Genomic DNA, 18,223 nt, shown 5'->3' with positions numbered 1-18,223 from the left:
ACGATAAGACGATATAATGACTCTATTGCACTAATGTTTCAGCTGTACACCAGCTAAGCCATAACAATGACAAAGGCCGAGGTGATCAATGAGTAATGAATCCAGCTCTAAAGGAAAGCAAGATTCGGACAAACCCAATCCCGGTAAACTGGCAGAAAGCCTGAAAATCATAAAAAAGAGCAAAGGCCTGCCGCCGGTTCACGACTGGAATCCGGATTTCTGTGGCGATATTGATATGGAGATCAAAAGGGATGGCTCCTGGCATTACATGGGTTCACCTATTGCTCGTGAATCCATGGTCAAACTGTTCTCTACGATTCTCAGGCATGACGCTGACGAAAAATTTTATCTGGTGACTCCGGTTGAGAAGGTAGGAATTCGTGTAGAGAGTACGCCCTTTGTGATCACCTCATTTGAGCAGGATGATCAGGGTATTACCTTTATCACGAACGTCGGAGACAGCGTCCGATTGGATGACACTCATCCACTGTTACTGAATCAATCAGAATCTTCAGCTGAACCGGTTCCGTGTATCAATATAAGAGATCGGCTTGATGCCTGTTTGCACAGAAATGTTTATTACCAATTGATTGAATTGGCTGAAGAAAGAGTAAGAGATAAAAAGACAGAGTTTGTATTGTGTAGTGAGGGTCAGGAATTTGTTCTTGGTGTTATTGATGCGTAGAGAGTGAGTAGAGAGGGCATTGAGAGTGTGTTGAGAGTAAGTAGGAATTGTTATTAAGAGAACAGAAGGAAGAAGATGATTCTTCCTTCTGTCGGTATAGCACTAGAGATTACATATTCGGATAGTTCGGACCACCTAAGCCTTCCGGTGTTACCCAGGTAATATTCTGGGCAGGGTCTTTGATATCGCAGGTTTTGCAGTGAACGCAGTTCTGACTGTTAATCTGGAACTTCTGCTCGCTGGTTTCTTCGTCTTCCACAATTTCATAAACGCCGGCCGGGCAGTAACGCTGGGCGGGTTCATCAAACATCGTCAGATTTTGTTTCAGTGGAATAGACGCATCCGCCAGTTTCAGGTGGCAGGGCTGATCTTCTTCATGGTTTGTGTTGGACAAGAAGACAGAATCAAGACGGTTAAAGCTGATGGCATTATCCGGCTTGGGGTAATCAATCTTCTTGCTTTGAGCCGCAGGCTTCAAGGTGGCATAGTCGGGTGTAGTATCACGAAGAGTGAAGGGTAGTTTGCCGCCAAAGATGTTCTGATCAACAAACGCAAAGCCACCACCGATAAAGTTACCAAACTTATGCATGGCCGGACCGAAGTTACGCTGTGTATGAAGTTCTTTGCCCGCCCAGGAATCATCAAAGGCCTTGTTGTAAGCAACCAGGTCTTCACCGCCTTCTGAACCTGCCTTAATAGAAGCAAACACTTCTTCAGCCGCCAGCATGCCAGACTTCATGGCAGTATGTGTGCCTTTAATCTTGGCGCCGTTCAATGTACCCGCATCACAACCCAACAACATGCCACCGGCAAACGACATTTTCGGCAGCGCCTGTGGGCCACCTTTAGCCAAAGCACGAGCCCCGTAAGAAACACGTTTGCCGCCTTCCAGATATTGTTTGATCACTGGCGATTGCTTGTAGCGCTGGAATTCTTCAAACGGACTGACATGAGGGTTGGAGTAACTGAGATCGGTAATAAGACCCAGTACTACCTGATTGTTTTCGATATGGTAAAGGAAGCCACCGCCCGTTGAACCACTTTCACTCAGTGGCCAGCCAGCCGTATGAACAACCAGACCCTGCTGGTGGTTTTCAGGCTTAACATCCCAGAGTTCTTTAATGCCGATACCGTAATGCTGAGGGTCTTTGCCTTCATCCAGGTTAAACCGACTGATCAGTTCTTTACCCAGGTGACCACGGCAACCTTCCGAGAAGAGGGTGTATTTAGCGTGTAACTCCATGCCTGGCATGTAGCTGTCTTTCTGTTCGCCGCTTTCGGAGATGCCCATATCGCCAGTGGCAATGCCTTTCACTGAGCCATCTTCATTAAACAGCACTTCGCTGGCAGCAAAGCCGGGGAAGATTTCAACACCCAGCTGCTCAGCTTGTTCAGCCAACCAGCGACACAGGTTGCCCAGGCTGATGATGTAGTTGCCTTCGTTGTGCATGGTTTTAGGCACAAACAATCCAGGCACTTTCATGGACTTCTGTTCCGAGGTCAGCCAGTAAATATCATCGGCTTTCACTTCGGTGTTCAGTGGTGCGCCTTTTTCTTTCCAGTCAGGGAAGAGTTCATTCAGTGCGGTAGGTTCAAAAACAGCACCGGAAAGAATATGTGCACCCACTTCGGAACCTTTCTCAACGACACAGACACTGAGCTCCTGGCCGGATTCCTGAGACATTTGCATCAGACGACATGCGGCAGACAGACCCGATGGTCCCGCACCCACAATGACGACATCAAATGGCATAGACTCGCGTTCCATGATGGATTACCTCCCTCTGCCGGGTAATTTGCAATGTTATTATTGTATAACCATCCGTCATGCACAGGCGGTCATGACGTGATAGATAGTATCGTATCGTTAAATACGCGTATTAAACAGGTGTTTGAATTTTTCTGGCATTATAACGACTTGGTGAAAAATGACCAGCCTTCAACAGTTGTTACCACTGTCAAAAATTGCCATTTTCAGGTTTAAAGCGGTCTGCAGGGTATGTTCATGGTCTTTTAACAGGCCAGGGACGTAACAGAAGATCACACTGTAGAAGGCGTCTTTAGTGTATGCAGCGAATGCGTGAAATACATAGTTCGTATCGCCTAGTTTGCGTGGCTGTAATCCAAACGCAGGTTTGAACCCTTATTGACGTGGTGGTAGAGTGCTGTCTCGCAGCGCTGTGAAACAATGATAACAAATGTGCACGACACTCATTTTCAACGCTACTGCTTTAGCTGAAAATGCTTGAAGCAATAACGCTCTGGGCAATAACGCTCGAAGCAAAATGTGTGAATGGTTTTCGTAGTTTATAGCACTGCTTAATAATCAACATGATCCAGTCATAGTAAGAATAAGGAAGGCTGCGCACCCATGAAAATTCTTGTAGCCGTAAAACGAGTCATCGACTACAACGTCAAGGTTCGTGTAAAAGCGGACCAGACCGACGTTGATCTGACCAACGTGAAAATGGCCATCAACCCGTTCTGTGAAATTGCTGTTGAAGAAGCAGTAAGGCTGAAAGAGAAGGGCGTGGCCTCTGAGATTGTTGCAGTGTCTCTGGGCGAAAAAGCCTCTCAGGAACAGCTTCGTACCGCACTGGCGCTCGGTGCTGACCGCGGTATTCTGGTTGAAACCGACGAACAGTTGGGTTCCCTGACCGTTGCCAAACTGTTGAAAGCGGTGGTTGATGAAGAGAAGCCGGATCTGGTGATTCTCGGTAAACAGTCCATCGACAGTGATAACAACCAGACCGGCCAGATGCTGGCTGCTCTGAGTGGTTTGCCACAAGGTACCTTTGCCTCTGAAGTTGTGGTTGAAGATGGCAAGGCTAACGTCACTCGTGAAGTAGACGGCGGTCTACAGACAGTATCCCTGTCTCTGCCAGCGATTGTGACCACTGATCTGCGTTTGAACGAGCCGCGTTACGCGTCTCTGCCTAATATCATGAAGGCCAAGCGTAAGCCTCTGGATACTAAAACCCCGGCTGATCTGGGTGTTGAAGTAACCAACTCACTGACCACCGTTAAGGTTGCTGCACCTCAAGAGCGCAGTGCCGGTGTTAAGGTAGGCAGTGTTGAAGAGCTGATCGAAAAACTGAAGAACGAAGCGAAGGTAATCTAATGGCTATTCTCGTAGTTGCAGAACACGACAATGCAGCCCTGGGTTCAGCCACTCTGAATACCGTTGCTGCTGCCCGCCAGATTGGCGGTGACATTCACCTGCTGGTGGCCGGTGCTGCTTGTGGCTCAGTTGCAGAAGCTGCTGCGGCCGTAGAAGGTGTTGAAAAAGTACTGGTTGCAGACAATGCCGCCTACGAACATCAGCTTGCCGAAAACGTCAGCCTGCTGGCATCAGAACTGGGTAAGAGTTACAGCCACGTAATGTCTCCAGCCAGCACCAGTGGCAAGAACTTTATGCCACGAGTAGCTGCGCTGCTGGACGTTGACCAGATTTCTGAAATCGTCAGCGTTGAAAGTGCCGACACTTTCTCCCGTCCTATCTATGCCGGTAACGCGATTGCTACCGTTCAGAGCAGTGCGGCAGTTAAAGTAATCACTGTTCGTGCCACCGGTTTCGACCCGGTAGCTGCCGAAGGTGGCAGTGCGGTTGTTGAACAGCTGTCGCTGATTCATGACGCAGGCGTTTCTTCCTTTGTTGGTGAAGAAGTCGCTCAGTCTGACCGTCCTGAACTGGCCGGTGCTGACATTGTTGTCTCCGGTGGTCGCGGTATGGGCAACGGTGAGAACTTCGAGATTCTCTACAAGCTGGCCGACAAACTCGGCGCTGCGGTAGGTGCTTCTCGAGCGGCGGTTGATGCAGGCTTTGTACCGAACGATATGCAGGTTGGTCAAACCGGTAAGATCGTTGCTCCTAATCTGTACGTAGCAGTGGGTATCTCCGGTGCTATCCAGCATCTGGCGGGTATGAAGGACTCTAAAGTTATTGTTGCGATCAACAAGGACGAAGACGCGCCTATCTTCCAGGTAGCCGACTACGGTCTAGTAGCTGACCTGTTTGAAGCGGTGCCAGAGCTTGAAGGCAAACTGTAAAGGTTTTGCTTTAATTGCGTAAAAAGCCTGACGACATCGTCGGGCTTTTTTGATATTATGGTACTACTTTCGGGATAGTGTTTTTGGAATAACATCCTACTAATGCCTATTAGCAGTGAATTCACTTTTCCCTGAAGTATGAAACGGGTTCCAGCTCCTCATGAGCACCTTTTCATAAAATGTACGCTTGCTACTGCAAAGCTCGATGACAGAATCAAATAGTTCAGGTTGGAGTGTGTCATGATTCGAGTCCTGATTGCTGACGATCACGACCTGGTCCGTACCGGACTATCAAGAATGCTGTCTGACGTCGACGGTCTGTTGATCGTAGGTGAAGCCTGCAGCGGCGAAGAAGCCATTGAACTTTGCCGCAAAGAGCGTCCTCAGGTTATTTTGATGGATGTTCGCATGCCGGGCATTGGTGGTTTAGAAGCCACCCGTAAGCTTACGCAGTCATTCCCCGACACCCGCATTATTGCCGTTACTGTCTGCAACGATGAACTTTATCCCACTAAATTGATGGAAGCCGGTGCTTCAGGCTATGTCACTAAAGGCATCAGCATTGATGAGATGGTGAAAGCCATACGCACCGTTGCTGGTGGTAAGCTGTTTATCAGCCCTGATATTGCCCAGCAGATGGCGATAAAAGCCTTGCAGCCTTCCAACAGTTCACCCTTCGAAGTGTTGTCCAGTCGTGAAATGCAGATCAGTTTAATGATTGTTAACTGCGAGAAGGTGCAGGTAATTTCCGACAAGCTCTGCCTCAGTTCCAAGACAGTGAACAGTTATCGTTACCGCATCTTTGAAAAACTCAAGATCAACAGCGATGTAGAGCTGACTCATCTGGCTATTCGGCATGGGCTGGTTGATGCCGGACAGGCGCTGGCAACGGTCTGATATTTTTTCAAAGTTCTTAAGCTGTTTGTTCGGTGTGGGCAGTCAAGCAGCAATTTAATGTTCGATTACGTACGTCTACACCCTTATACTGGCGTAAATGACCCTTTCTGGATTTTGTTGTTCATGGAAAAAAGCGATCAGCCAGAACGCTTTGATCACAAGGCTTTTCTTGCCAGAACACCGACGCGCCCCGGTGTTTACGATATGCGGGATGAAGAGGGAAAAACCCTCTACATTGGCAAAGCCAAGAATCTGAAAAACCGTCTTTCCAGCTATTTTCGTGCCACCGGTCTAACCACCAAGACCATGGCGCTGGTTAATCGTATTGACAGTATTCATACCACGATTACCCACTCCGAAATGGAGGCTCTGCTGCTTGAGCAGAACCTCATCAAGGACAAAAAGCCTCAGTACAATATTCTTCTGAAAGACGACAAGTCTTACCCGTATATTTATCTTTCTACGGATGATGACTTTCCTCTTATCGATTATCACCGTGGTCGAAGCAAAAGTAAGAAAGGGACATATTACGGCCCTTATCCCAGTGGTGCTGCGGTAAGAGACAGTCTTCACCTGTTGCAAAAGATCTTTAAGCTGCGCCAGTGTGAAGACAGCTACTTCCGCAACCGCAGTCGTCCATGCCTTCAGCACCAGATCAATCGCTGTAAAGCGCCCTGTGTGCTGAAAGTCAGTAAAGAAGAGTACGCCCAGGATGTTCAGGACACGCGAAGTTTTCTTGAAGGGAAGAGTCCGCAGCTGATACGCAGTCTGATTAAGAGAATGGAAAAAGAATCCGTCGACCTTAATTTTGAGCAGGCTGCAGAATTGCGGGATCAAATCAATCAGCTCCGTCATATACAAGAACAACAGTCGGTTGACAGTGCGGCGGGTGACGCAGATATTATTGGTTTTGCCGAGATGGCGGGTAAGGTGTCCTTTGATGTGTTGTTTGTCAGAGGCGGGCGACTGCTAGGGCATAAAAGCTATTTCCCTAATTTCAGGCTTGAAGCTGAGCAAGGCAGTTATCTCTCGGAATTTATGGCGCAGTTTTATATCAAGCTGGCCGCCAGCCGAAACTTTCCTGCCGAGATTATTCTGCCTTTTCCTGTCGAAGACCTGGAGCTTCTGGAGCAGGGGGTCAGTAACTTTGCCCAGCGATCGGTTCGATTGAAGCATCGTGTTCGTGGTGAGCGACTGGAGTGGCAGAAGCTGGCAGAAAAGAATGCTTCCATCAGTCTGCAGACAGAACTGGCTAACAAGACACACATTCATAAACGCATCATACAATTATCTGACCTGCTGGGCATGAAAGAGACAATCTCCCGTATGGAGTGTTTCGATATCAGTCATACCATGGGCGAAGCGACTGTGGCGTCCTGTGTGGTGTTTGATAAGGAAGGCCCTCTTAAAAGTGAATACCGCCGTTTCAATATTACCGGTATTACCGGTGGCGATGACTATGGCGCTATGCGCAAAGCTTTATTCAAGAGATACGAGAAACTGGCCGAAAATCCGGATAAGACACCCAGTGTGATTCTTATCGACGGTGGTAAGGGGCAGCTTTCTATGGCAGAACAGGTAATGGAAGAACTCTCGCTGCAACATATTCCTCTGTTGGGTGTGGCTAAAGGTGTCACCCGGAAAGCGGGTTTGGAAACGTTATTGTTCGAGGGCAGGGAGCTGTCACCAGAAGGGTATGATGCGGCACTGTTATTGATTCAGCACATCAGGGATGAATCGCACCGATTTGCGATTACAGGTCACCGACAACGTCGCCAGGTGGCTCGTAAACGTTCGGCACTGGAAGATATTCCAGGTGTGGGTGCTAAGCGCCGATCAGCCCTGTTGAAGTTCTTCGGTGGTCGACAAGGGGTGTTGGATGCTCCGGTTAATGAACTGGCTAAGGTGGAAGGCATTAGCCAGACGTTAGCCGATCAGATTTACGAGCACCTGCACCCTCGGTAGTTCGATAAAAACAGGTTTTCTGCTGGATTAGCATGAACTAATCCAAAAGCAGTTTGTACATGCACAGGTGTCTGTGTACCTTATGCGATTAATATTGACTGGTTTGTTTTTGACTGTATGAATGTCCCTAATCTTCTGACGCTTCTGAGAATTATTCTTGTCCCTGTGCTGGTAGTGCTTTTCTATCTACCGCTGGAATCGAGGGCTTTTATCTGTGCTCTGATCTTTATGATCGCGGCGTTCACCGACTGGTTTGATGGTTACCTGGCACGTAAGCTGAATCAGACCACACCTTTTGGTGCGTTTTTTGATCCGGTTGCTGACAAAATTATGGTGGCAACCGCGCTTTGTCTGCTGGTGGAAGATTATCGTGAGTTCTGGATGACGGTGCCTGCCATGGTCATTATTGGTCGTGAAATTGTCATTTCTGCACTTAGAGAGTGGATGGCAGAGCTGGGTAAACGTACCAGTGTTGCAGTCAATATGATTGGTAAGATGAAAACAGCGCTGCAGATGATGGCCATTACCATGCTGCTGTTTTCATCGTCTCCGTTGAACGGCTTCTTTGGTTACGCGGGCATTGCGTTATTGTATGTCTCAGCCATTCTGACACTATGGTCAATGTATGTTTACCTGAAAGCAGCCTGGCCGGATTTGAGCCCGTTCACCAAACCAAGTCAGCCGGATTAGTTTTTATCGAATAACGACGTAAACTGTTGACACTTACGGAAATATTCTTAAACTACGCAGCATCTTCAACGGCAACGAAGCAAAGCGAAACGCTTTCAACGAACCCGAGATACTTCTAGAAAGTAACTGAAGTGCTGCGGGAATAGCTTAGGAGTCGAATATAACCTTGTTAAGGATTAGGTCGCCTCAGAGTTAAAGAGTGAGTCTCGTTTCCCGCTCTGACATCGAAGATGTCATAAAATATCTTCATGCGGGAATAGCTCAGTTGGTAGAGCACAACCTTGCCAAGGTTGGGGTCGCGAGTTCGAGTCTCGTTTCCCGCTCCAGATTAAAAAAGAGTGTGAGCACAACCTTGCCAAGGTTGGGATCGTCTTCTTATGAATAGAAAGGCGAGTCTCGTTTCCCGCTCCAGATTTTACTCAGTAAGGTCTGAAAGAAAATAAAGGCGAGTTAGCAAAGCGGTTATGCAGTGGACTGCAACTCCATTTAGACCGGTTCGACTCCGGTACTCGCCTCCACTTTTCAAAAGCAGGCTCTTAAGCCTGTTTTTTTATGACAATTCTCGATAGAATTGATCATATGCCCGGGTGGTGAAATTGGTAGACACAGCAGACTTAAAATCTGCCGACCTAACAGTCGTCCCGGTTCGATTCCGGGTCCGGGCACCATAAAAAATTGGGATTTTCAAATGGTGAGAAGCATAAAAAATGTCCTTATGGACAGCTTACACCAAGAAAATTCCAGATATGAAAAATGGCCACAATAATTGTGGCCATTTTTTTTGCCAGTTTGAAACACAGCTTCAGTAAAACCGGACACCATAGCAGAAAATATTCCGGACATTTTTCTAAAAAACACGACATAATTTGTCAGGGTATGAAGCTAATAGTAACGATGATGTTTTTTCTAAGCGCAGAAATTCTGTCCGGCTAGTGCGAGGGGAAAATTGATACTATCAGGGAGGTGTCTTCTATCTTTGGTGGAGGATGGCTTACTTGGAAAGCCTTGCTGTTTCTTCTCGCCAGAATTTAATTATTTCTCTATAGCCAAAACGAGACTTATCTTTTCCAAGAGCTGTAACTACTTTTCGGTATGAAGGGGTAAATCCTGCCGATGCTAACTTCTCACAAGTAGATCGCATCAGCATTCTTTTTTAATGCTCAAGTGATTTCTTTCTTTCTGATCGTAATTTATTGTTATTGAAGATTAATTGTTTAACCAAAACTGGGAAGTTATATTCCAAAAAGCGCTTACCGACATCCAAGTCTTTAGCAACTTTTGATAGTGGAATTATGTCTTTTTGAGACTCTACGACAATGACCAGGGCTCTGAAAATTACTTCCTTGCATTTTTCTTTAGAAAGTTCCTGTCTTCGCTCAATTTTTGCCTCTTTAAGATTGACGATTATATTTTTATGGTTAAGGAGAAGGTCGTCGGGTGAGACTCCAATAGCGTCGCAAAAGCATAGAAGGCTAGACATGGTTGGTCTTGTGCCTCTTTTGGCATTGGAGCACCACTGGCTGATCGTGTCTCTGGAGAATGAGATGGTGCGTTCAAGTTTCAGGGTAGAGCTTAGATTCGATGCGCTGAGAACATGCTGAATTCCAATAACGAATTCTTTTTTAAGATCTTTACACTGCATTAAACGTCTTCTTTCAGCGACCATCTTAACGATATATGTTTCCTTACTGCTCAGTGTCTTAGTAGAGCTCTCCCCCTTACCAAGAAATCCACCACACGAAGAACAGTAACCTACGGGAAGAACGCTGGAGACCAACTTCTGTTGATTGTTGCAAATGCTGCATACTGACATTAATAGACAGTTATGGCGGGGGCATGTCTTAACTGACTCTAAGCTCCAGATCAGAGGTTCATAAAGAGGCGAATTGTCTGCAAGCCAATCGTGAAAACATGCACGGCACCATTTTTTCTGTTTTGCAAATAGGCCTTTTCCTCTGGTGTCGAGAAGTGTCTGCCAGGGGGTAGTGGTTAACTGCCACAAATCAAACCTTCCTGTTGCTTTTTGGATGGCAGATAAATATGCGGCAGCTTTTTCTCTGTAGCCATTTATGGCGGAAAAGCCGTAGCGATCAAAAATATCGTCCGACAAGTTTCCCTGATTAGCGATTGGATTAAGGTAGTCTCTAAGGAACCACCTGAGAGGCAAATAATGCATAGTTGCAACTCTTGTAAGGTAGCTACTTAGTGACTCAACCATGTAGCTGTCACTGATGCCTATTGGTGCTAGGGGTAGCAAGTCTGATCTTGGGCAGTGTGAGTATATATTGTTCATTTTATGCCCCCACGCTGTCTCGTTCGGGCAACCTGTTAACACCTTGGCGGAAGTTGTTCTTGGTAGGTAGAGGTACTTTTCCTAAAAGGGTTTCTTCAACGTCAGTAATAGAGAACTGATGAAAGTACTCCAACCCCAGAGTAATTTCATCAGCTATCGTTTTTAACTCCCTCGGTGATAACTGCTCACCTCTGAGTAACTCCATGGTTACATATTGGCTTTTTGAGTAAAGGGTCTTAACCAATGTTCTCGTCAGCCAATCTTTAAGCAATCCTATGCAGCCGCAGCTACCGACATAAATTTCATTGATATTGTTATATATGGCATCTGAAAAATAGGTCGGGTACCTAGCTAAAAGTGCGTCTAATGAGTCTGCAAACTCAGACATTTCTGTCTTACATGTTCCTTTGTATGCCCCAAGTTCGATGATCTCTGATCGTCGGGCAAGCTGTCCCGAAGTCTCGCCAAAACGCAGTAAGCGATAGGTACCGACGAGAATAATGGTGGCGTTACTTTCGTTTGCTAATGACTTAAGAAGCTCCATTGAGTTGAAAGCCTGTTGTTTGGTATCGCAGGCATCGATGATATGCTGAGCTTCATCAATAATCAGGTACTTAACAGCTCTTTGTTTTATGAAAACCTTACAGGCTTCAGAGAGTTCCTCAATGGTTGATTCTCGTCTAAGCAGTTTTGCCATATCCTGATGACTTAATCCTTCCTGATGCTCAAGGTGAAAATTTCGACTATCAGAGAAGTGATCTCCTGCCTCTCTAAGGATGCGTTTCAGCAGTAATTTCCAGACCCCTTTATGCTCAGTAGCAGCAGGACACTCAAATAATACGACTGGATATACATGCGTACTTGATTGTATCTCCTCATGACATTGATCTATGAGCATCCTTTTGATACGAGAAGTCAGAGTTGTTTTTCCAGAACCGGTAGGCCCTACCACTTGGTAGATTTGTGTGCTGCTCGGGGATATCGTACGAAGCTTCAGCTCCTCATAGGCTTGTTGAAGCCGCGGATGAAGAATAATACTGTTATTAATGAAGTAACTAGTCCGTTCATCATTGCTGTAGTCGAGTACATCATCGCTGAATTCCGCGCATGGGTGCTTGATCTTAGCCATTTTAGAAATCCTTGATCTGAGATTGTCCTGGAGTAAATGCACCATTTTCGTTAACAGCATCACCTTTCAAGGTCGCTTTTTTAGTGGACTCTTCTTTACTCAGACTTCTGAGCTTTTGTTCTGTTTCTTGAATTCGCTTTGTAGCAGGTATTGCTCGTTGTGCTCTGCTTTTAGGGGAATAAAATGAACCACTTGCTTGATGAACCTTAGATATGGTCTCTCGATTAATGTTGGGATAATAGTTATCTTCAAGCGTAACTCGCTCACATCTAACCCACCCCTTCAGGTTGCAGTACACGTATGAGTTATCTTCAGGGTCAATACGTACCATCACATGCTTGCCTAACCATTCCGGTTTTTGAAAAAGTTCATGTTGATAGCAGTAGTGCCCCACTGTGACACCCTTAACTGGATCAATGACTCTGGTTCGTTTTGACTTCGGGTAAGGCAGCATCATGATTTGAATATTTTGATCATTAAGATCTAATACTCGATTATTCCGGAAGCCATGCCTTTCTAGACTTTCCTTGATAACGTCTGCGGGTGCGATTTTATGAGCAGGATGGACTGTATGGTTATAGTGCTCATAACAGTACCATTTCAACTGCTTCTCAAGCTCCTGGAACGTCCATAGAGCGCTATAGTAAGGGTTAACCTCCTTGGTCATTTGTCTTGGGTTTTTAGTGAGCTGTGTATTAGCTTCAAGGCAGTGAATGAACGCATCATTCAGTTCTTTAAACTTGCCTTCAACAGCAGAACCGCCTCTGGGGTTAGACTTTCTACTTTGAATCGTTACCGATCCGAAGGCACAGAACTGCTCAAATTCAACATTCTCAAACTCTTTTCCGCCATCGACACGGAATGATTCAGGTAACCGTTTATGACGATCTATCAGTTCCCTTATCAGCATCATAACGCTATATCTGGATGGTGGGTCGATAGAAAGATATACAGCAAGTATCGCTCGGCTGTATGCGTCAACAGCAATTGTGAGCCATGGGCGCTTATTCTCACCATTAAGTTTAATGACAGCGTCTGTTTGCGTGCTATCCAGATCTACTGTGATAAAGGCTCTCTCTCCACGTCGGTTTTCAAACAGTCCTTCTGTTGAAGCAACTGGCAAGAGTGCTCGTGACTCTTTTCTGCCTCTACGAGATCTTACTGTCCGGACTAGTTCAACAGTTTTAATTTTGCGTCTGAACCAGCTTTCTGATGGTATGTCAAAATCCGTAGTAGATAATTCAGCTACGAAATCCCTGTAAACGGCAGATACCTTTTTGTTTCTAGGGTCAAGAAAGTTCTCCTCAATCACCTTTTTGGCGACTTGATCTACCTCAGGACCAATTGTAGAGATCCTGTTACCTTTCAAGTCATCATTGTTGAGTAATTCTGGTAGCCCATTGCCCCTTCTGGCAACTCCCTCCAGATATAGGTTTTTGTATCTTCGAACTGTCCTTGAAGATTTTCCAAGGCGAGTGCAGGCCTCATCTATGGGTATCTCACCATCTACATGGGATCGTATTATCTCGAATTTTTGTACAGCTAATTTTTGTCTGGATTCATTTGCTGAAGATATCCGAGATGTTTGGATATCAGGAATGTAGGAAGAGGACTTAAGCTGGATAGCGCCAGAGTTGACCATTGCTTCGAGCTGGGCTTTCTTCATTTCTCTTATTGAGTCGGTCTCATTAATCTGAATGCTGATGATTACTGAGTTTTTATCTATTGATAAGACTTTCCAGGATGTTTCTCCATGCTGATATTCGTTGCCTACAGACAAAGGTTTAACCTCAGCAAATACAGGCAAGTTTGCAGAGTCGATATCGTTGGATAGCGTGTGTACCTGGCAAGCTGTCAGTGAAGAAAAAACTCGACAGCTTTCTGGCTCGGATAACTTATCCCCATCAAAATTTATAAAAAGGTAGCCTTGGGCAATGAGGAAAAAAACCTCATCACTCGTGATTTTCTGGCTATTTACCAAGTCAGCAATGGTGACACCCATCTTCTGATCAAGATAGGAAGTGCACAGGTTCTTGAAGCCCATCAGCTTTTCTTGAGGGTGACTGATTTTTTTAAAATCAAGCAGAAAGCGTAAGTTGCTTAAACGGCACTTGTTGAACATAGCATCAGTTACTATTCGGAAACTGATACCAGTACCCTGAAGGTGGCGCTCCATAGCCGGTGACGTGTAAGTGCCTGATTGTTCATCGTAACTATACCGGTCGGGATCTTTATTGCTCAGAACTATTAGCTCTTTCTCGCGCTTGCATTCAACCAGATTTACACTGTCGATAGTTACTTCGAGTGCGTCTGGTGTATACCAGATAGTTTGCTTCTTCCCATCACCTCTGACGTAAGTTAAGCGTATTTTTTGGCTTTGTTCCCACATGCTGAAAACCTGATCATCCATTTCAGCCTCAAGAAAATAAGCTAACTCAAGATCACTCTCGGTCTGCAGAGTGACGCCCATCTTAGCGCTGGCAAAAATTGATTTTTTGCTTCTACCACCGCCAGGTATCCTGCGAGCAGGATTTTTTGCAGTTTCTTGACAATAATTTATGCCTTTTTCACTGATCTCCAGGTTCTGAAGGTGGTGAAGCATTCTTTTGTCCAAAGTCATATCGACTCCTTGATTCTTGTTATTCAAGTCGTCAGAACTCAAAAGAGAAGCATAAAATGTGCTTCCTTGTTACCACCAGGTAAGGTAGTAATCTTGAGTTCTCATCCCTTGTAATTAACTGTATAAAAAAACAGTTCTTAAAAAAAACAGTTTTTTCATGCAGAGCTTATTATTGGTTTAGCTTTTGACTGTGTTGTGATTTTTATTTAAAATATAAGAACAGATATTAAATATATATAAAAACAAGGAGTTAACATCATTTCACCAAACTTTCTTTAATCAATTTGTACTAAAGTTTGGGTTTCTGCCTAAAAAATCTCACTTCATAACTGCGCTTTTTTTTGAATACAGGGTTACCGTATAAGGTAACTTTAGTGCAAAAGCTGTCTTTTTCAATGTTTGCTTAATTCATGTTTATCTCTAGGACAGGAGTAAAGATTGAAAGAAACTTGCCCAATCCCTCCTGTGTGAATAGCAGGGCTTCATTGGTTTTACCTGAAGCATTTCTCTTGTAGAGTGATCTATGGATAGTAAATAACAACAAGAAAGCTGCAAATTCATGGATGAGAACAGTAAGATCAGACCTTTGTACGATAGGGCGTATGAACTTCTACTCCTCAAGCGTGTAGGGAAAAATATTCGTGACTTTAGGGAGAAACATAATGTCACTCAGAGAGAGCTTGCCAAGTTAGCAGGATTACAGGCTTCTTATGTTAATGATATTGAAAAGGGTCGTAGAAACCTGTCGTTTAGAAGCTTTCTAAAAATCTGCATTGCTTTAGATGCTAGGCCAGAATCTCTTCTGATAGGAACGGACAGAGATTCTTTGAGTAGGAGTCGTATTCAGGAAAATTCATAATCGTGATCTGGGTAAAACGTATTCTTTAGAATGCTTCTGAATCTCAACAAACCTTTCCCCATACCAACTCTGATAGTACTTAGCACCACCTTCCTCGTGGTGGATATCAATCAGATCCATAGGCCAGCTAATCACGTTTTTGTATGGAGGCTGGCTCATCTTCCCCAGGGCAAGCTGACGGGCCATTTTTTTATTACAGGGGCTGACAAGGCCTGATTTCAGCTTAAGAAGCTCACTTCTGGATAGAAAACAACCTTTTACAGGGGGGGCCGGATGTAATTCAGAAAGCTTTTGAAAAAAATCCAGGATTGCCGGTATGTAATGATGCTCACCAAGCCAGCCTGGATGCCAGAAATCGAGAGCATTTAAATCCCAAATATCTGTTCTATATTCGCTCCGATCTACCAAAAGGTATATCTGACTCCACTCTTGAGGGTCGGCACATACGGTCAACTGCAAAGCAGGTAGCTCTTTGATATATGATATCAGCTTCTGGGTATGCTCAGTTTCAAAGTAGCAGTAGTCCTTTTGAGGAAAAGGAACAAACTCAGGTTCGGGTACTACTTTGTATAGTCTCGTGAAAAATAATACTGGAAACCAATGGGAGTGAAGGTGGCCACATATATGGTCTTTCATACTGCCGTGTTTGAGCCAGTCAATTGATGCGCCTGTAGCGTGGTTAACCTTTTCCAACAGCTTGAGGCTGGCTTCAACCTTACCCTTCTCTAGATTAATAATCTCAAGTTCGCTGGTATCACCTAATAATTCAGCTAACTGTGAATGACTAACCCCAAGATGCTTCCTCAAGAATCGTATTCTTCGACCTGCCAGATAAGCTGGTGTACCCGCATACTGGCTACTGACCTGAACACCAGTAGAAAGGAGAGCACCGAGCAATAGTAGCGCTTGTAGAAAGGGTTCAAAGCTCGGTTCAGCTACAAACCAGACAACAGCGATAATGAGGGTGAATAGCGGATATATTCCTGGAAGCACAGCAGTCCCTACCGGTTTAAGAGATCATCCTTGAATGTGAAGCCTATCTTACATCAAAACTTATAAACTTCTGAAACCGCTTCAGGCGCACGTAATCGCTCAGCGTCTTCTACCCCAGAACCAATATCAAATGGCACCACCCAAAGTTTCAGCTCAGGCGAGAAATCAAAGCTCTTCTCAAGAGCTTCACTAAACTGTTCCGTCCTTGGATAAATCAACACCATCTGGCCGTTACCACCACTGAAGTGGTTATAGTTCTCCGGACACACAAACACGGGTAATATCCAAACCCAATAGAGGTGTGTAGTGGACCCCATAAACTGGACAGCTCGCTAAGTTAAGTTTTCCGACTGTATTGCTTGAATCCAGCTCTGCTTATCCAGAATAGCGTCTGCTAGTGTCAAATTACCGATTAATTTATGACTGTGCTCAACCGGTATTTGAGGCGCGCTTTAATCTGAGTGAATTTTTCGGGCAAGCTTTGAGATGATTCATCTAGATCTATCATGATTAAGTTTGGTTAAGTCGGCTTTGTCATTGTAATAGTGTATTTATTTCGATACTGTCCAAACATCATCAAAAATGTATTCCGCACTCAATGAATTCTCCGTCCCGCTGGTTATCCGTAGAAGAAATTGCCCAACACCTGGGTGTAAGTCGTGACACTATCTATAGCTGGATCAATAATCGTGAGATGCCAGCTCACAAAGTAGGTCGACTCTGGAAATTCCAAACTCCGGAAATTGATATCTGGGTGCGCTCTGGTGGTGCAGCAGAAACAGATCGTTCGACAGGAGAGAAGGTCAAATGAACGCCAGAAATTGGCTGAGTGATCTTACGACGGGCAGTATGAGGCTTCGGGAAAGTCGTTTAATTGCGGAACTACTTCTTACAAACCCTGATGCAGAACAATGGAAAGAGCAAATTGAAGCTCGAAACCTGTTGCAAAAGTCATCTGTGCATACCTCCATTAGAGTGGCATTAGGGTTACGTCGTCGCCTTGAACCTATGGGGCCTGACTTTCTCAAGATGATAGTGTCAGATGATGAAGTTGCATCCAGACAGCTGATTCTCCTTGCTGTTTTGGTGAAATCTCCTGCAGCCTGCCATTTTATGAGTGATGTTCTGGGTGAAGCTCGCCGAATGTACCAACCTCAAATCCCTACCGGAGCCTGGTCTGACTTTATACAGCAGCACTCTTCTCGTGTAGAAGGCCTTGAAAAATATTCTGAAAGCACCTTAAAAAAAGCAGGGTCCAATCTGGTTAGCATGTTGGTTTCAACAGGTTATCTGGGCTCGTCGAGGAGTATGTCCCTGCAAACGGTATACCCTGTCTCCGAAGTGTTGACCGTAATCGAACATCTGGGAAAGATGAAAAACATTCAGCCGCACTGGCAATATTTGCAGTCTGCCATGGAGTGCACACAATGAAGCAAGCATCTAAACAGATTCAGAATCGACTGAACCTCATTCAGGAGCGAATTGAAAGTAAAGAGTTTCTGAACAATGAAGGACTGGGTAATGAAATCGGGTTCTGGATCTTTGATTATTTGCCTGAATACGAACTGTCTGTCAGAGCGCACACCAGTGAAATGGTTCAGCGACTTGAAAAACGTGGCTACCAGTTTGTGGTTATCAATCTCTTTGAAATAGTTATTGAAATGCTGGAAGCCAGAAGGCTTCTGGATAAAGCCTTTGTCAGAGAAGTTGCTAAAGGCGCTTCAGTATTAAAAGATGCTTTAAAAGCGCCACTTGATCAGAAGCGTATCGCTGATTTTATCAGCCAGAAATTTGATCCTTGCGGGCAACAGTTTGTCATTCTTACCGGACTTGGTAATGTCTGGCCCTTACTTCGTGGTCATGAATTATTGAATGCCCTGCAGGCAAAAATGGGCAATACACCGCTCGTGCTTTTTTATCCTGGTGTATACAGCGGCCTTGATCTTCAGCCTTTCGGCCTGATCGAATCAAGAAACTATTATCGTGCCTTTAAACTTGTGCCTGAAGATGGCTCTGGCTCCGTAGTGAACCAGTAATCAAAA

General features: G+C 45.1%; 16 protein-coding genes and 3 tRNA genes. 13 read left to right on the top strand and 6 right to left on the bottom strand.

The annotated features are described in order from the left end of the window. Window positions 1-88: 88 nt before the first annotated feature. Window positions 89-685 (top strand): DUF1285 domain-containing protein, encoded by a 597-nt coding sequence (locus EOPP23_RS14790; protein WP_153766778.1) that lies wholly within the window; start codon window positions 89-91, stop codon window positions 683-685. A 109-nt stretch (window positions 686-794) separates the two neighbouring features. Here EOPP23_RS14790 and EOPP23_RS14785 read toward each other — a convergent pair whose 3' ends face one another. Continuing rightward, entirely contained in the window at window positions 795-2,453 is a 1,659-nt protein-coding gene (locus EOPP23_RS14785) for an electron transfer flavoprotein-ubiquinone oxidoreductase (RefSeq protein WP_153766777.1), read from the bottom strand. 603 nt (window positions 2,454-3,056) lie between these two features. Between EOPP23_RS14785 and EOPP23_RS14780 the strand changes: the two genes are divergently transcribed. The 8 genes from EOPP23_RS14780 (at window position 3,057) to EOPP23_RS14745 (ending at window position 8,955) form a co-directional block, all read left to right on the top strand. Beyond that, on the top strand, window positions 3,057-3,806 hold the full coding sequence (locus EOPP23_RS14780) for an electron transfer flavoprotein subunit beta/FixA family protein (protein WP_153766776.1): 750 nt from the start codon (window positions 3,057-3,059) through the stop codon (window positions 3,804-3,806). Continuing rightward, window positions 3,806-4,735 (top strand): electron transfer flavoprotein subunit alpha/FixB family protein, encoded by a 930-nt coding sequence (locus tag EOPP23_RS14775; RefSeq protein ID WP_153766775.1) that lies wholly within the window; start codon window positions 3,806-3,808, stop codon window positions 4,733-4,735. The genes EOPP23_RS14780 and EOPP23_RS14775 overlap by 1 nt, the downstream gene beginning before the upstream one ends. 240 nt (window positions 4,736-4,975) lie before the next feature. Beyond that, the gene (gene uvrY, locus EOPP23_RS14770; protein ID WP_153766774.1) at window positions 4,976-5,632 is read left to right on the top strand and encodes a UvrY/SirA/GacA family response regulator transcription factor; all 657 of its coding nucleotides are present in this window, start codon (window positions 4,976-4,978) and stop codon (window positions 5,630-5,632) included. Between the two features lie 57 nt (window positions 5,633-5,689). After that, window positions 5,690-7,597 carry an excinuclease ABC subunit UvrC gene (uvrC, locus tag EOPP23_RS14765; RefSeq protein WP_228550734.1) on the top strand — a complete coding sequence of 636 codons (1,908 nt, stop codon included), beginning with the start codon at window positions 5,690-5,692 and terminating at the stop codon, window positions 7,595-7,597. Between the two features lie 117 nt (window positions 7,598-7,714). After that, complete coding sequence (gene pgsA, locus EOPP23_RS14760) at window positions 7,715-8,287, top strand: CDP-diacylglycerol--glycerol-3-phosphate 3-phosphatidyltransferase (protein WP_153766773.1); 573 nt, start codon at window positions 7,715-7,717, stop codon at window positions 8,285-8,287. A 250-nt stretch (window positions 8,288-8,537) separates the two neighbouring features. Continuing rightward, window positions 8,538-8,613 (top strand) — tRNA-Gly (locus EOPP23_RS14755). Window positions 8,614-8,731: 118 nt separating this feature from the next. After that, window positions 8,732-8,805 (top strand) — tRNA-Cys (locus EOPP23_RS14750). Window positions 8,806-8,868: 63 nt separating this feature from the next. After that, window positions 8,869-8,955, top strand: a tRNA-Leu gene (locus tag EOPP23_RS14745). Between the two features lie 485 nt (window positions 8,956-9,440). Here EOPP23_RS14745 and EOPP23_RS14740 read toward each other — a convergent pair. Genes EOPP23_RS14740 through EOPP23_RS14730 form a run of 3 tightly spaced genes read right to left on the bottom strand, consistent with a single transcriptional unit; the run spans window position 9,441 to window position 14,329 of the window. Further along, the gene (locus EOPP23_RS14740) at window positions 9,441-10,580 is read right to left on the bottom strand and encodes a TniQ family protein (protein WP_153766772.1); all 1,140 of its coding nucleotides are present in this window, start codon (window positions 10,578-10,580) and stop codon (window positions 9,441-9,443) included. A 1-nt stretch (window position 10,581) separates the two neighbouring features. Continuing rightward, the gene (locus EOPP23_RS14735; RefSeq protein WP_194842618.1) at window positions 10,582-11,709 is read right to left on the bottom strand and encodes a TniB family NTP-binding protein; all 1,128 of its coding nucleotides are present in this window, start codon (window positions 11,707-11,709) and stop codon (window positions 10,582-10,584) included. A 1-nt stretch (window position 11,710) separates the two neighbouring features. Beyond that, complete coding sequence (locus EOPP23_RS14730; protein WP_153766770.1) at window positions 11,711-14,329, bottom strand: Mu transposase C-terminal domain-containing protein; 2,619 nt, start codon at window positions 14,327-14,329, stop codon at window positions 11,711-11,713. A gap of 559 nt (window positions 14,330-14,888) precedes the next feature. Here EOPP23_RS14730 and EOPP23_RS21830 point away from each other — a divergent pair. Further along, window positions 14,889-15,188, top strand: a complete 300-nt coding sequence (locus EOPP23_RS21830; protein ID WP_153766769.1) for a helix-turn-helix transcriptional regulator — start codon at window positions 14,889-14,891, stop codon at window positions 15,186-15,188. Here EOPP23_RS21830 and EOPP23_RS14720 read toward each other — a convergent pair. Both EOPP23_RS14720 and EOPP23_RS14715 read right to left on the bottom strand, forming a co-directional pair. Further along, window positions 15,183-15,995, bottom strand: coding sequence for a helix-turn-helix domain-containing protein (locus EOPP23_RS14720; protein WP_194842617.1), 813 nt, complete (start codon window positions 15,993-15,995; stop codon window positions 15,183-15,185). The two genes, EOPP23_RS21830 and EOPP23_RS14720, sit on opposite strands and share 6 nt — an antisense overlap. 239 nt (window positions 15,996-16,234) lie before the next feature. Next, window positions 16,235-16,498: a hypothetical protein gene (locus tag EOPP23_RS14715; protein WP_153766767.1), complete on the bottom strand. Its 264-nt coding sequence runs from the start codon at window positions 16,496-16,498 to the stop codon at window positions 16,235-16,237. Between the two features lie 281 nt (window positions 16,499-16,779). Here EOPP23_RS14715 and EOPP23_RS14710 point away from each other — a divergent pair, with 281 nt between their 5' ends. Genes EOPP23_RS14710 through EOPP23_RS14700 form a run of 3 tightly spaced genes read left to right on the top strand, consistent with a single transcriptional unit; the run spans window position 16,780 to window position 18,217 of the window. Further along, window positions 16,780-16,992, top strand: coding sequence for a helix-turn-helix domain-containing protein (locus EOPP23_RS14710; RefSeq protein ID WP_153766766.1), 213 nt, complete (start codon window positions 16,780-16,782; stop codon window positions 16,990-16,992). Then, window positions 16,989-17,612, top strand: coding sequence for a BrxA family protein (locus EOPP23_RS14705; protein WP_153766765.1), 624 nt, complete (start codon window positions 16,989-16,991; stop codon window positions 17,610-17,612). The genes EOPP23_RS14710 and EOPP23_RS14705 overlap by 4 nt, the downstream gene beginning before the upstream one ends. Continuing rightward, the gene (locus EOPP23_RS14700) at window positions 17,609-18,217 is read left to right on the top strand and encodes a DUF1788 domain-containing protein (protein WP_153766764.1); all 609 of its coding nucleotides are present in this window, start codon (window positions 17,609-17,611) and stop codon (window positions 18,215-18,217) included. Before EOPP23_RS14705 ends, EOPP23_RS14700 begins: the two co-directional genes overlap by 4 nt. Window positions 18,218-18,223 lie beyond the last annotated feature (6 nt).

It is taken from the genome of Endozoicomonas sp. OPT23, from assembly GCF_009653635.1.
Lineage (GTDB): Bacteria > Pseudomonadota > Gammaproteobacteria > Pseudomonadales > Endozoicomonadaceae > Endozoicomonas_A.
This window is presented reverse-complemented; position numbering and strand designations above follow the sequence as displayed.